A 15,132-nucleotide genomic window follows, 5' to 3' on the forward strand; every position below is an offset into this window, starting at 1 on the left:
GTCTGTTGTTTAGTAATGTTTTCAACTTAAAAGTCCAAATTTACGGATTTTTGTGCGTGAAATGCTGTTATCATCAAGCTATTGAAGGTGACAAAACTAAAACAATTATGTCACTTTTATTTTGTCTAAATCTCTAGACAGAGGTTTTTATTTTGAATAGGATGTAGTCGGGAAATGAAAAAGTACAACATTTCCGGTTTTTTCTAGACTTTTTAAAACCAAGGAGAATACAAAGATGGCTAATATTCAAATTGCTGATTTAGCACAAGTTGAAAACCAGTTTGATGAATTATCTGATTTGGAACTTGAGGTAGTGGGTGGTAGATCGGGATGGAGTCGTCCTGTTTACTCTTATTGGAGGCCTCCTGTTAGTCAGTCTTGGTGGTTTAGACCCTCTAATGCCATAATTTGGTAAGCTGTACTGCATTTAATTTGTATAATTATAGCGGGCAGGAGGCCCGCACCACAAAATTTAGCCATATTAGGATTGTACAATCTAGCTGCGTAACAGCTTATTAATGAAAGCAGAGCCTTTTTCTCGTTCCCAGTCTCCGACTGGGAATGCTACCTAGAGGCTCTGCCTCCGTGACTTAGTATCAATGAAGGCAGAGCCTTCTGTAATTCATTCCCATACAGAGTATGGGAACGAGAAATACAGAGTATGGGAACGAGAACATTTTTCATTTTTGTGATTAAATCACTCGAAATTCACATTAATCTCTGTTTGATTAACTTGTTTTTTGATCCAACTTAATAGTAAATCGCTAACAATTTGCTGTCGCAATTTATCATTCAATTCCGGCTGAATAATCTCCTCAACAAAAATTAAATGTACCCCTTTAGAAGTAATTATCGGTTTAATTACCTGTGGGGGTTTCGCACCAAAGACAGCAGCAGATATTTCTGGCTTTAAATCCCGACGATTTAATACTCCTAAATATCCCCCCTGACGACGTAATTCTACATCTTGAATATATTGGTGAGCTACATCATAAAAACTCATTTCTCCTTCTTTGACTGCATAAAAAAGTTCTATTGCTAGATCTTCATCATTAAATACAACTTCATACATGACCACACCAGCATAATTTAGCTGATTTTCAAAGAAGAAAGGTTCGATTTGATCAGAAAATAAATGTTTGCTTAACTTAGCAGTAACCACACCAGTATAGACTATATCTTCAAAATCATCTATAGATAAACCATGTTTTTCTAACCATTTCCAAGTGTCATTAGCACTGGTCAGGTCATTATTTAATCGCAGAAAATCCGCTGCTTTTTGTAATTCTTCAACTTCTACTTTTATCCCTGCTTCTTCCGCAGCATTTATAATCACTTTTCGGCTGATAATTTGCTCCACTAACTCAGGTATTTTACAGGATAATTTAATTTGTTGTAAAATATCTGATTGGGTAATGGTGATGCTTTCTGACATAATTTGCTCCTTAAATACATAAATTATACCCCACCCTAACCCTCCCTTTATTAAGGGGAGGGGACTGAATTAATTGTTTTTCCCCTTCTTGTTCCCATACAGAGTATTGGAACAGGAGATAATCAAGCTACATTTTTTACCGAGATAATACCCTCACTACACCAATGCGCTAATAACCATTGGTCAGAATCCTTGTCTAGTGATGGTTTGAGACGGAAAGCAAAAAATTCTTCCCATTCCTCTATACCGTGTCGTAAGACAAATTGTTTCTCAACTTCCTTGAATTTTTCCCAGTTACGTTCCGCTATCGCAGTCAACATTGGGATTAATTCAGTAATTGATATGGAAAGTGTTGCTTCACTCATCTGGGTATCCCTCAAAAATACAAATTATTGGCAAAATTTCTGCTTGAGTGTCAATGACTTCGACTAATCTCAGGCCTCTTTTTTTTCCTATCTTTTTGCAGCGTTCCTCAGACGCGGTTGGTAGCCAGTACCTTGACTCATTTACAGGGTCAAACTTTCCTTGGGAACGTTTGATTTTATCGTCCATCAGTAATAATACCTCATTTTGTTTTTCGTGTTATTAACTAACTACTATGAATTTTCTACAATTTTACTCCTCCTTGTTGCAATTTTTTAAAGGGGTCAAGTAGAAAATCAATAATTCGTCGCTGACGGACAATTACCTCAGCGGTTGCTGTATCCCCTGGACGCAAAGGAATACATTTATTAGCAGAGGGAATACAACTTTTTTTGAGAGAAATTTCTAAGTTATAAGCGGCTACTTTGCCATTAGCTGTATCTATCTCTATCGTATTAGGAGAAATTTTAATTAACTCTCCTGAGATAATACCATAATCCTGAAACGGATAAGCATCAAATTTGAGTTTTACTGGTAATCCTAACCGCAAAAAACCACTATCTGTAGTTGCCATTTGCGCTCGAATTATTAAGGGTGAATTATCTTGAGCAATTTCGGCCACCATTGTCCCTACCTGCACAACTGAGCCGGGTTTTTGAATTGGTAGTTGAAATAATATACCATTGACAGAAGCTTTAATTTCTCGTTGTCCTAACTGAAATTTTAAGGCATCAATTTGGCGTTTAGTTTGAGAAATATCTGATTTGAGGGAACTAATATCTGTATCTAAACTTTTCTGTTGTTCGGCAATTTTTAACACTGCTGACTGACCAGAAAGGGTTAAAGTTTGATAGCTTCTTTGCTGTTCTCCTAGTCGCAATTTGGCCTGTTCAATATCGGCATGAGATTGGCGCAAATTTCGCTCATAACTACTTTTTTGTTCTGCTAAACGTAACTTAGCTTGTTGAATATCTGATTGGCTTTGTGCATATAATTTTTGCTTTTCTTTAGCGATATCTTGCTTTTCTACTAAATTAATTTCTGGAATTACTCCTTGTTGTCTGAGTTGACTATAGCGTTTTACTTCTCGCTGACTACTTAATAAACTACTCTCTGCTAATTGATTAGTAGTTTGACTATTAGTTAGGGTTTGTCGCGCTTGATTAAGTTGAGATAATCTTTCTTCTTTCTGAAATTGATAGGCATTTTTTAGGGTATTAATATTCTGTTGTGCTTGCTCAATTTGTGCTTGTTTTTCTAATTGTTGAGATTGATTTTGTTGTTGTTGGGTTGCTAAGGAGACAATTAACTTATTTTTGGAGGATTTTAACTGAGAAAGTCGGTTTAATTGTCCTTCCAATTTATCTTGAACTTGACGTAATTCTGATTTGACTAATGCCGATTCTAATAATAATAGAGTTTGTCCGGCTTTGACTGTTTCACCTTCTTTAACTTGAATTTCGGCAACTGTTCCCCCTACAGCCGCATCTAATTTCACGGTTTTATCTTTAGGTTCAATACGTCCTCTTCCTGTACCTGTTTCATCTACTTTAGATAGCAAAGACCAAGGTAAAACTATGGAGACAATTAAGACTAAAAGATATAATAGTCCTCGCGTCCAAACCTGGGGTAAACTATCAAGTGATTCTTTGGTAATTTCCGACCAATCTTCATTGGTAATTTCTGGTAATTCTGGTGATAAATTATCATCAGATTTTGTGATATTCCCATTTAATGTACTTGTCATAATGCACCTTTTTCTTAGTATGAATTTATTGTAGGTTGGGTTAAAGAAACCCAACTATAATCATTATTAAATCATTGTTGGGTTTCGCTATGGCTCAACCCAACCTACGTTAATGTTTGTAATTGCTGTTGATTTAGATAGAAATAATGTCCTTTTTTAGCCATTAATTCTTCATGAGTACCACTTTCAATTAACACACCTCTATCTAGTACCAAAATTAAATCGGCATTTCGCACGGTGGAAAGACGATGGGCAATTATTAAAGTAGTTTTTCCTTTGAGAATTGTGTTAAAATTCTGTTGAATTATTCTTTCTGATTCGGTATCTAGGTGAGAAGTTGCCTCATCTAAAACCAATAATTTGGGATTACCTAATAATGCTCTAGCAATGGCTATTCTCTGTCTTTGTCCACCAGATAATAAACCTCCACCTTCACCAATTTGGCTTTCATAACCCATGGGTAATTTTTTGATAAATTCATCAGCACCAGCCATTTTTGCTGCTGCAATTACTTCTGATAAAGGTATTCCTGGATGTCCTAAACTGATATTTTCTCGAATTGTCCCACCAAATAAAAATGTGTCTTGGTCAACTACACCAATTTGTTGTCGAAAAGAACGCAAGGAAAGACTGGTAATATCTTGTCCGTCAATTAAAACTTTACCGTCTGTGGGGGGATATAAGCCGATAACTAATTTAGAAATGGTGGTTTTTCCTGAGCCACTGCGTCCCACTAAGGCTACCATTTGTCCGGGTTTGATTTCAAAATTGAGGTTTTCTAATATATTAATATCGCTTTCTGGATGATAGCGAAATGTGACGTTTTCAAAGCGAATATGCCCCTGAATTGGTGGTAAATTCTGCCGTGATTGATTTTGTAAGTCTTCTTCTGGTTCTGTGTCTAAAACATCGTTAATTCTTTCTACTGCAATCACAACTTCCTGCAATTCATTCCAGAGGACAATTAACCGTTGGAAGGGATTAATAATATTTCCCAGCAGCATATTAAATGCTACTAGTTGTCCCACAGTTAACTGATTATGAATTACTAAATATGCCCCAAACCATAATAAAGCTGTGGTAGCTATTGCTTCAATTGTGTTACTAAAAATTTGTAAACGATTGCCGATAACTTGCCCGGAAAAGTTGGTTTTTATCTCTTTATTTAATAACTCTTCCCAATGCCATCTTACTGTTTGTTCTACTGCTGTGGCTTTGACTGTTCGCACACCAGTTAAAGCTTCTATTAAGTAACTACTTTCTTGGTTAACTGCATTGAATATTTCTCTGGAAATCCTTTGTAAAAAGGGTGTGGCAATTAAGGCTAATAAGGCAAAGGGTGGCACAATTATTAAAGCTAATAATGCCATTTTCCAACTGTACCAAAACATCAAGCCTACATAGATAAAGACGGTGAATAAATCTAGGAGAATTGATAATGCTTCACCCGATAAAAAGCGTTGAATTTTGCGGTTTTCCTGCACACGAGAAATAATATCACCCACATAACGAGTCTCAAAAAAACTCAGGGGTAAACGCAATGCATGACGAATAAAACCGACAATTAATGCTAAGTCTATGCGATTGGCTGTATGATCTAAAAGATATTGCCTTAAACCGGTCATGGCTACCCGAAAAAGGCTAAAAATTAACAATCCTATTCCTACTGTTGTCAGGGTCAGTTCTGACCGTTGCACCACTACCCGATCTAAAATTAATTGGGTAAATAGGGGGGTAATTAAGCCAAATATCTGGATAAATATGGAAGCGATAAATACTTCCAACATGACTAAGGAATGGGGTTTTATTAACTCGAAAAACTGCCAAAAAGGTGTAGATGTCTCTTTCGTTTCTTTGAGCATTGCTGTCGGTTGTAACAACAATGTATAACCAGTCCAGTCGCGGTTAAATTCCTTATGGGTGAGGGTACGTTGACCAATAGCGGGGTCGGCCACAATTACATATTTAGGGGTAATTTCGTAGACAACTATGTAATGTTTGCCTTCCCAGTGAACAATGGCGGGTAATTTTTGCTTTGCTAACTGCTTTAAACTAGCTTTGACGGGTCTAGTGGCAAAACCTAGACTTTCTGCTGCTGTTAATAACCCTCCTAAGGATGCACCATTGCGGTCTACATTGGCAATATCACGGAGACGATTTACACTAAAACGTTTCCCCCAATACCTGGACACCATGACTAAACAAGCTGCTCCGCAGTCAGAACCACTCTGTTGAGCAAAGAATGGATAGCGTCCTGTCACTCTTTGCCATAAATGCCCCACCCGTTGTCTGGGACTGGGAAAATAAGCTTTATTAATTTTTGATTCTTTTGATTGTGAGGTTAGATAAGGGGTTGAATTTGAATTTGAATTGTCGTTCTCTGGTGGGTTTGGTTTGAGCGGTGTATAATCTGCTTGTATAATCTGCGTTTCTGGGGAGTATGCTTTCTGCCATAAATGTTCTCGAATTTGGGGATACTTGGCTATTAATGGCAATAGTAACTTTTCTGGCAAGAAGTATAACTGTAAATTTGCTGAAGCTCTGGCTGCATAAGGTGGAAATTGAGATTGGGTAAATAAGGTAAATTCACCGAAGGATGCTCCAGGTTCTAGGGTAGTAATTAATTCGTCGTTATCATCTAATAGTCTGACTTTGCCTGTAAGTATGATGTAAATGCCCGGTTCAACATTCTTTCCTGTCCAGAATTTGCCGACTTTAGGGTTGATAGGTTGAAGTTCAGGAAGATAGTGATAAAATTCTTCTGCGGTCAGTGAATACCCCAAGGTATTGTTGATTTGTTCCAGAGATACTAATTGAGCGGAGATATTGTGCGCCATAAATGTCTGAATCCTTTACTGCTTTGTGAAAATTAATAGGTATAATTTCGGAGGAATCGGCGGTATTTGCTTTTTTGAGGTCAGCAATGGCTATTTTGGGTTCTGCGGCTGATTTTGGGCTATTTTGTTCGTTATGGCTGGATTTTGTCCGAGTGGATAAGCCCATTTGTTTGAAAATTCGCTTAAAATGGCGATCGCTGACTTTAAAGCCAAATTCTTGGTAGAGATGTTTATGTAAGCGATTTAATGTCCAGTGTTGAGAAATATAACCATAATCACGAGGATTACTGTATAATAATTCTTTTAAACGTCGTAAATACTCATCACTAACTGATTTAGGGCGACCAATCCGACTATCTTGCCATTGATGCGCCATTCCCTGACGAGCTATGTGTATCCAATGTCTAGCAGTTGCGGGACAACACCCCAAAATTTGACAAATTTCTGCTTGAGTTATCCCTTCGTCCGCTAATAACATAATTTGAATCCGTTGACGCTGGGATTGAGAGCAGTTTTCTTGTAATGATTTTAACAGCATTTGCCGTTGAAAATCTGATAAAAAGCTACCTAAAGAATTGTCTCCCAGACTATTACTACTTGTACCACTTGTCCATTGATATTGCATAAATGGTTCAAAATTGTCAGAATAAAAGCCAGCAGCCATCTTATCTCTTTTAAAATGAGACTTTTTTGTATTTTAAGGTAACAAGTGAATTATAATACTAGCAAGTTATAAAATATTTACATATTTACACTATTCTCGTTCCCAGTCGGAGACTGGGAATGGTATTCTTTTGGCTCTGCTTCCAGAACTTAGTATGAATTAGGACTTACGTAAAATATCTAGAGAAACCTTCTTTTCTTCTGGGAGTTTTCAAGCAAAAAACTTTTCTACACAACGCACAAACATTTCCACACCTATAGGTAAAGCGGTTTCATCAAAATCAAATCGGGGATGATGATGAGGATAATCTAATTTTTTCTCTGCATTTGCAGAACCCAGAAAAAAGTAACAACCAGGAACTTCTTGTAAGAAAAATGACATATCTTCCCCGCCCATGGTTTGACATTCACTGAATACACCAATGGGGATTTCTATCACTTCCTGGGCTACTGAACGCACTAATGCAGCTATGTCTGCATCATTGATCACAGGTGGATAAAGATGGATATAATCTAAGTCATAATTTGCACCGTGACTTTGACAAATTCCTGCAATAATTTTTTCTATGCGTTCTTTAAAAAAACCTGCTAAATCAGGATTAAAATACCTCACGGTTCCGCCCATTTTTGCGGTATCAGCAATGACATTAACTGCCGTCCCTGCGTGGAGTTCTCCTACTGTCACAACTGCCGAATCAAGGGGATTAATATTACGGGAGACAATGGTTTGTAAAGCACTGACTATTTGCGCCGCTACCACTAAAGAATCTACGGTTTGATGGGGAATTGCTCCATGTCCACCTTTACCGAAAATGGTACAGCGGAATAATTCCACAGCGGCCATTAATGCCCCAGGGCGGACTCCCACCGTCCCTAAAGGCAGATTATTCCATAAATGTAAACCGATGATAGCATCAACATTAGGGTTATTCAGTACACCTGCTGCTATCATGGGTTTTGCGCCACCTGGACCTTCTTCTGCGGGTTGGAAGATAATTTTTACAGTTCCGTTCAATTCTTGACGGTGCTGATGGAGATAATAGGCTGTACCGAGAGCGATCGCTGTATGTCCATCATGTCCACAAGCGTGCATTATCCCCTCCCGTTGAGAACAATAGGGAACTTCATTGAGTTCTTGAATAGGTAAAGCATCCATATCAGCCCGAATTGCTAATACTTTACCAGAGGCAGATTTTTCCCCTTTAATAATAGCCACAATTCCCGTTTGAGCAATTCCCACTTGATGTTCAATTCCCCAATTTTGCAACTTTTGGGAAATAAATTCAGCGGTGATTTTTTCCTGAAAACCTAATTCTGGTTTTTGGTGAATTTGTCGTCTCCACTCGACTAATTGCGGTTGTAAAGCCCGAATTTCTAACCGCACATTTTTGAGATTTACTGTTGAAGCCAGAGGAAATGTAGAAACCATATTATTACCTAAAAGCTAAAACTTGAAAATTTAAGATCCCCAACTTCTTTAAGAAGTCGGGTATTTCTTTGTTGAGAAATTATTGAGGATTGGCATATAATGTTTCCCAATCCAAACCAGCAGCAATTTCGGCAAGTTTTTCTAAATCTTGGGGATTTTCGACATAGGGAACACAACCTAAAACTGGTATATTTGTCAATGATTGAATTAACCTGACTGGAGTTAAATCAGCAATTTCTTCCTCCTGTCGCGGTTGGATACAATTAAGAACAATACCACGGAGGGCGATTTTAGTTTGTCTAGCTAATGCTACATTAGCAACGGCATTTGCGATCGCTCCCAATCTCACAGGTACAACCAAAATTGTCGGTAATCGCCATTCTCCTGCTAAATCAGCTACTGTTAACTCATCAGTAACCGGTGAACCTAAACCCCCCAAAGATTCAATCAATACCAGATCACGTTGTTTTTGTAAAGCTAACAAAGTTCGCCAAACTATGGCCAAATCAACTTGGCGATTTTCCTTAGCAGCGGCTATAGGTGGGGCTAAAGGTGCTTGAAAATACAAAGGTGTAATTTCTGCTGGCGACTGTTCAAGACTAAACAGAGTTTGATACAGTTCCCTATCTCCCATACCCGATTGAATTGGTTTCATAATCCCCAAACTGCGCTGAGGATAATATTTTTGCCAATAAGCGGCTAAAGCCGTTGTGACAACAGTTTTACCCGCTTCTGTATCAGTTCCCGTAATCAGTAAAGTTTTCAACAATGTTTTTTGCTAGAAATGATGACTTAATGCGTAAAAAAGTAGGCTGAAAACCCTGTCATTGCGTAGGGGTAATTCATGAATTACCCCTACTTGCTGTTTTGGGTCAGTTCTGAGGTTCTTTTCATAATTTAGCGTTAATTAGTCCCATTAAATTCTGATGTGGGGGTTTCTATTGGGGTGGGGGTTTCTATTGGGGTGGGGGTTTCTATTGGGGTGGGGGTTTCTATTGGGGTGGGGCTTTCCGTCGGGGTGGAGGTTTGCGTCGGGGTGGGGGTTTCTATTGGGGTGGGGGTTTGCGTCGGGGTGGAGGTTTGCGTCGGGGTAGGGGTTTCCAGAGGCTTTGGTGGTTCTAAAGCCACGTTTAAGCTATAACTAGCCTGGGACTCTTCACTAGATAAACCCAATTGAATAATATATCTGCCACTATCAGGCAATATTCCCTCATGGGAAGTAGATTGTTGATATTGAGTATTAATTATTTCACCATTAGGATTAAAAATCCTCATGACAATACCACTATCTTTATTTACAGATACAGTTAATTTTTCCCCAGCTTTAGCCTCCAAAGTATATTGAATTAAATCATTTTTCCTGATAATTCCCTCCAATTCTGCCGTATTAGACTTGTCTAATTTGAGACGTTGGCGAATAATAACAGGTTCACTATTGGTATCTGTAGATCTAGGGCTTGGTGTTAATTTGTTACCACTGGGAATAACGGGTGAAGGAAAGGATTGTGGCGTTGTTGTAATTTCCGGCGCAGAACGAGGCTGTTTTTTAAGTGAATTTACAAATGTCCAAGAACCAAATCCCGCTAAAATAATCACAATAAAACCAATTACTCCCAACACCAAAGGATGATCTAAAATAGACGCACTTTGACTAGAAGCCGAAATTTCTGGCTGTTTAGGTATTTTTGATCTCGGTTCAGGACGATTACCGACAGCGATAGTTCGTAGGTAAGATAGATTATTAGGGGCGGGTACGTTCCCATGGTCTACATTTAGCAGTGCTTGAGTAACATCAGTAGCACTTTGATAACGGTCTCCCGGCTTATGAGACAACATTCGCTGGAGAATCTCAGCAAATCCTGGTGTCACATTCACCCATATTTGCCAATTCCATCTCAGTTGTTGTTCATCAAATAAATCCCCTGGTTCTTTCCCAGTCAACAAAACTATGGCCGTCACAGCCAACGCATATAAATCACTACTAGGATATACCCTACCCGTTTGCATTTGCTCACTAGGCGCGTAACCTAATTTTCCCACAGTTGTCACCGAACTAGGGCTGGAAGACTGTAATTTAGTAGCTAATTCCTTGACTACGCCAAAGTCAATTAATACAGGTAAAGAATCGCTTTCCCGTAAAATAACGTTCTCTGGAGAGATGTCACGATGAATAATTCCTTGACCGTGAATGTAGCTGAGAACAGGCAACAAAAAGCGTAGTAAATGTAATACTTCTACCTCTGTAAAAGCTGTCCCAAGCTTTTGGCGTTCGTTCAATAAATGGCGGTAAGTTTTACCAACTACGAAATCTTGCACCAAAAACAATCTTTCATTTTGGGCAAATTTCTCTCGAAACTTGGGAACTTGTGGATGCTGTATTTGATACAATATAGCAGCCTCGCGCTCAAATAACTCTTGTTCCTTTCCACCAGCAGATGTTCCCATAACTGGAGCAATTAACTCTTTGAGGACACAAAGCTCACTAAAGCGCCTTTGGTCTTCTGCTAGATAGGTTCTACCAAATCCCCCTTGTCCAATAATATGGATAATGTGGTAACGATTTTGGAGAATAGTACCAACTGTAATCGGTGATTGCATGGTCTATTAATTGAATATAATAGCTACTGACTTAGAATTTAGCCAAAATATCATCCATCCACAATAGGACTTCAAGTGTCTCAATTGTGGCTTTTTGTAAATTTCCTCAGCTAACCTGCCTAAAAGAAAGTGTATACTAGAAATGAGTCTTGCATTATTCTATTCTTGTATTCTGCCTTTAGTCAGGATGCGTCCAACATAGTAGCAGCTATAATTGGGGGTGACAAAATCAACCATTATAGCAGCAACAGTCAAAATGGCTGTTTAATCCTTAAATGATATGGTTTTTCGGCGACCAGCTAATTTTGCTAGGTTTTTCTGATTTATAACATAAATATTTAATCTTCAATTTACTAGTTCATTAATTGGTAACAAGTATCATAAAATAATTGTTTGCACATTCGTTGCTTTTAATGATAGCTGTTGTACCACCCTAGAGCTAACGTGAAGATCACTATTATTTGTTTGTTTACTCCATTTCAGTTAAATTTGCTCAATCTCTAATGATACTATGAATGTACTTCGAGAATCTGCTGTGCTGAGTTCTGCAACTTTACCAGTCCAACCAATGACAACCGGACTACCCGACAATAATCGCTTGCGATTGTTTTCTGGTTCTGCTAACATGGCATTATCCCAAGAAGTGGCTCGTTACCTGGGAATGGACTTGGGTCCGATGATTCGCAAAAGATTTGCGGACGGAGAACTGTATGTTCAAATCCAAGAATCAATTCGCGGTTGTGATGTCTATTTAATTCAGCCATGTTGTCAACCCGTTAATGACCATTTAATGGAATTACTAATTATGATAGATGCCTGTCGTCGAGCTTCTGCACGACAGATAACAGCAGTAATTCCCTATTATGGTTATGCTCGCGCTGACAGAAAAACCGCCGGAAGAGAATCAATCACTGCTAAGTTAGTCGCTAACTTGATCACAGAGGCTGGTACTAATCGAGTTCTGGCTATGGATTTACACGCAGCGCAAATACAGGGTTATTTCGATATCCCCTTTGATCATGTCTATGGTTCACCAGTAATTCTGGATTATCTCATTAGCAAAGAACTACAGGATATTGTTGTTGTTTCCCCGGACGTGGGTGGAGTAGCACGGGCCAGAGCATTTGCCAAAAAGTTAAATGATGCACCACTGGCAATTATTGACAAACGCCGTCAGGCTCATAATGTCGCCGAAGTATTAAATATTATTGGTGATGTTAAAGGTAAAACCGCTATATTAGTAGATGACATGATTGATACTGGTGGTACGATTACTGAAGGAGCTAAGTTACTGCGTCAAGAAGGAGCAAGTCAGGTATATGCCTGTGCTACTCATGCTGTGTTTTCTCCACCAGCAATTGAGAGGTTATCCAGTGGGGTATTTGAGGAAGTCATAGTCACTAACACTATTCCCATTCCTGAAAACAACCGCTTCCCCCAATTAGTTACGCTTTCAGTCGCTAATCTACTTGGAGAAGCAATTTGGCGCATTCACGAAGATACCTCACTCAGTAGTTTATTCCGTTAATCAACAAATAAATATAAATATCAATTTATGAAGGATGAAACGGTTCGTTCTTCATTTTTTGTATCTCGCTAGTATTTCTAATATAGCAGTGCTTTGGTTAAATGTTACGTTACGGAAATAGGTTCAGATTGGGTGGTTGGTTTATGCAATCCTAGGTTAAACATGATGTATTTATTGCTGCTATTGCTGATGTGGATATTACTGTGATAATTAGTAGGCGATCGCGGGCTGGAAGTATTGATATTCAAGATGCTATAATGGTATACCAGCAGTTAAAAAATGATCTCCAATCTGAATATTATTAGCTTTTGGCTTACTGTTGATTAACCCTCACGACCACTCTTCAAGCTAAACCATGGTCTTGATATTTATTATCAAAATAATAATATTTGTGGCAATTACGCTATAATTATTAAAGGTTCGTTACAGAACTGGCAAAATATCCCCACTTCTGTTAAAAGACCCCAGCCCAAGACTTCTTCTAAAAACCCTCAAGTTTACCACAACCATCTATGACGCTCCCAATTCGTAACGTCGCCATTATCGCCCACGTTGACCATGGTAAGACCACCCTAGTTGATGCTCTCCTCAAACAGTCCGGCATTTTCCGCGAAGGCGAAGACGTTCCGGATTGTGTCATGGACTCGAACGCTTTGGAGCGGGAACGAGGCATTACTATTCTTTCTAAAAATACAGCGGTTCGCTACAAAGAAACTCTCATCAATATTGTTGATACCCCTGGACACGCTGACTTCGGCGGGGAAGTGGAGCGGGTACTCGGTATGGTGGACGGTTGTTTGCTCATTGTTGATGCCAATGAAGGTCCAATGCCCCAAACTCGCTTTGTACTTAAAAAAGCTTTGGAAAAAGGTCTGCGGCCTATTGTCGTGATTAACAAAATTGACCGCGGACAAGCTGACCCCCACGTTGCTGTTGACAAGGTTTTGGATCTGTTCTTAGAATTAGGGGCGGATGAAGACCAATGTGACTTTAAATACCTATTTGCCTCCGGGATGGCAGGTTTCGCTAAAGAAAGTTTAGAAGCGGAATCAGTAGATATGCAGCCTCTATTTGATGCGGTTCTCCGCCATGTCCCCGCACCTGTGGGAGACCCTAATAAACCTCTGCAACTGCAAGTTACTACTCTCGATTATTCTGAATATTTAGGACGAATTGTCATTGGTAAAATCCACAATGGTACTATCCGCGCCGGACAACAAGCGGCTCTAGTAACAGAAAGTGGTAATATTGTCAAGGGTAAAATTACCAAATTAATGGGATTTGAAGGTTTAAGACGGGTAGATATGGAAGAAGCTACCCCAGGTTATATTGTAGCAGTTGCTGGTTTTGCTGATGCTTACATCGGTGAAACTATTACAGATCCTAATGAACCCCTGGCTTTACCCTTAATTAAGGTAGATGAACCAACTTTACAAATGACCTTCTGGGTGAATGATTCCCCTTTTGCAGGTCAAGAGGGTAAACTGGTAACATCTCGCCAAATACGCGATCGCTTATTCCGGGAATTAGAAACTAATGTGGCATTGCGCGTTGAAGAAACGGACTCTCCTGATAAATTTTTAGTTTCCGGTCGTGGTGAATTACACTTAGGGATATTAATAGAAACCATGCGCCGTGAGGGTTTTGAATTTCAAGTATCTCAGCCGCAGGTAATTTATCGTACAGTTAACGGTCAGCCTTGCGAACCTTTTGAACTTCTGGCTTTAGACGTTCCCGCCGATGCTGTTGGTAGCTGTATCGAACGGTTGGGACAACGAAAAGCGGAAATGCAAGATATGCAGCCCGGAGGTGGAGACCGCACCCAATTAGAATTTATCGTTCCTGCCCGTGGTTTAATTGGTTTCCGAGGTGAATTCATGCGAATGACTCGCGGTGAAGGTATCATGAACCATAGCTTCCTTGATTATCGTCCACTTTCTGGCGATATTGAAGCCCGCAACAAAGGCGTTTTAATCTCCTTTGAAGAAGGTGTTTCTACCTTCTACGCCATGAAAAACTGTGAAGATAGAGGCGCATTCTTTATCAGTCCTGGAACTAAGGTTTACAGAGGTATGATTATTGGTGAACATAATCGTCCCCAAGACCTAGAATTGAACGTTTGTAAAACCAAGCAGTTAACTAACCATCGCGCGGCGGGTGGTGATGAACTTGTGCAGTTACAAGCACCCATAGATATGAGTTTGGAACGAGCGTTAGAATACATTGCTCAAGATGAATTGGTCGAGGTAACACCGGAATCTATTCGTCTCCGCAAAATGTCCAAGAAATTGGTCAAACGCTAATATCTGTAGGGGTGGGGTTTTCCCACCCTGATTTATTAATCTGCGTTGATTCAGAAAGATAACTTTTTCAAATATCCATTTTTATAAAATTTCCACTTTTGCAATAGTCAGTTGCTATTCTCAATAATCTTGAGAATATTATCAATAATTTTACGGAAATAGGTTTTTTCAGCCATTGATATTGACATTTTTTTCTGCTATTATTTAGTTATGATCCAAAGGGGTTATA

General features: G+C 39.1%; 11 protein-coding genes. 3 read left to right on the plus strand and 8 right to left on the minus strand.

The features are described 5' to 3' along the window. The first annotated feature begins 235 nt into the window (after window positions 1-235). Complete coding sequence (locus FFO06_RS00505; RefSeq protein WP_137906282.1) at window positions 236-415, plus strand: hypothetical protein; 180 nt, start codon at window positions 236-238, stop codon at window positions 413-415. Window positions 416-697: 282 nt separating this feature from the next. Here FFO06_RS00505 and FFO06_RS00510 read toward each other — a convergent pair whose 3' ends face one another. The 8 genes from FFO06_RS00510 to FFO06_RS00550 form a co-directional block, all read right to left on the minus strand. Beyond that, complete coding sequence (locus FFO06_RS00510) at window positions 698-1,435, minus strand: peptidylprolyl isomerase (RefSeq protein WP_137906283.1); 738 nt, start codon at window positions 1,433-1,435, stop codon at window positions 698-700. Window positions 1,436-1,557: 122 nt separating this feature from the next. Further along, window positions 1,558-1,800: a hypothetical protein gene (locus FFO06_RS00515; RefSeq protein ID WP_137906284.1), complete on the minus strand. Its 243-nt coding sequence runs from the start codon at window positions 1,798-1,800 to the stop codon at window positions 1,558-1,560. A gap of 242 nt (window positions 1,801-2,042) precedes the next feature. After that, window positions 2,043-3,545, minus strand: coding sequence for a beta-barrel domain-containing protein (locus FFO06_RS00525; RefSeq protein ID WP_137906285.1), 1,503 nt, complete (start codon window positions 3,543-3,545; stop codon window positions 2,043-2,045). Between the two features lie 104 nt (window positions 3,546-3,649). Beyond that, the gene (locus tag FFO06_RS00530) at window positions 3,650-6,382 is read right to left on the minus strand and encodes a peptidase domain-containing ABC transporter (protein ID WP_137906286.1); all 2,733 of its coding nucleotides are present in this window, start codon (window positions 6,380-6,382) and stop codon (window positions 3,650-3,652) included. Then, window positions 6,282-7,046: a helix-turn-helix domain-containing protein gene (locus FFO06_RS00535; RefSeq protein ID WP_236097039.1), complete on the minus strand. Its 765-nt coding sequence runs from the start codon at window positions 7,044-7,046 to the stop codon at window positions 6,282-6,284. Before FFO06_RS00535 ends, FFO06_RS00530 begins: the two co-directional genes overlap by 101 nt. A 210-nt stretch (window positions 7,047-7,256) precedes the next feature. Continuing rightward, the gene (locus FFO06_RS00540; RefSeq protein ID WP_137906287.1) at window positions 7,257-8,474 is read right to left on the minus strand and encodes a M20 family metallopeptidase; all 1,218 of its coding nucleotides are present in this window, start codon (window positions 8,472-8,474) and stop codon (window positions 7,257-7,259) included. Window positions 8,475-8,553: 79 nt separating this feature from the next. Further along, on the minus strand, window positions 8,554-9,243 hold the full coding sequence (gene bioD, locus FFO06_RS00545) for a dethiobiotin synthase (protein ID WP_236097040.1): 690 nt from the start codon (window positions 9,241-9,243) through the stop codon (window positions 8,554-8,556). A 134-nt stretch (window positions 9,244-9,377) separates the two neighbouring features. After that, complete coding sequence (locus FFO06_RS00550) at window positions 9,378-11,072, minus strand: serine/threonine-protein kinase (RefSeq protein ID WP_137906288.1); 1,695 nt, start codon at window positions 11,070-11,072, stop codon at window positions 9,378-9,380. 511 nt (window positions 11,073-11,583) lie between these two features. Between FFO06_RS00550 and FFO06_RS00555 the strand changes: the two genes are divergently transcribed. Further along, window positions 11,584-12,600: a ribose-phosphate pyrophosphokinase gene (locus tag FFO06_RS00555; RefSeq protein WP_137906289.1), complete on the plus strand. Its 1,017-nt coding sequence runs from the start codon at window positions 11,584-11,586 to the stop codon at window positions 12,598-12,600. A 512-nt stretch (window positions 12,601-13,112) separates the two neighbouring features. Further along, window positions 13,113-14,903, plus strand: a complete 1,791-nt coding sequence (typA, locus tag FFO06_RS00560) for a translational GTPase TypA (RefSeq protein ID WP_028084433.1) — start codon at window positions 13,113-13,115, stop codon at window positions 14,901-14,903. Window positions 14,904-15,132 lie beyond the last annotated feature (229 nt).

The organism is Dolichospermum planctonicum, assembly GCF_005402965.1.
Taxonomy (GTDB): Bacteria; Cyanobacteriota; Cyanobacteriia; order Cyanobacteriales; family Nostocaceae; genus Dolichospermum; species Dolichospermum planctonicum.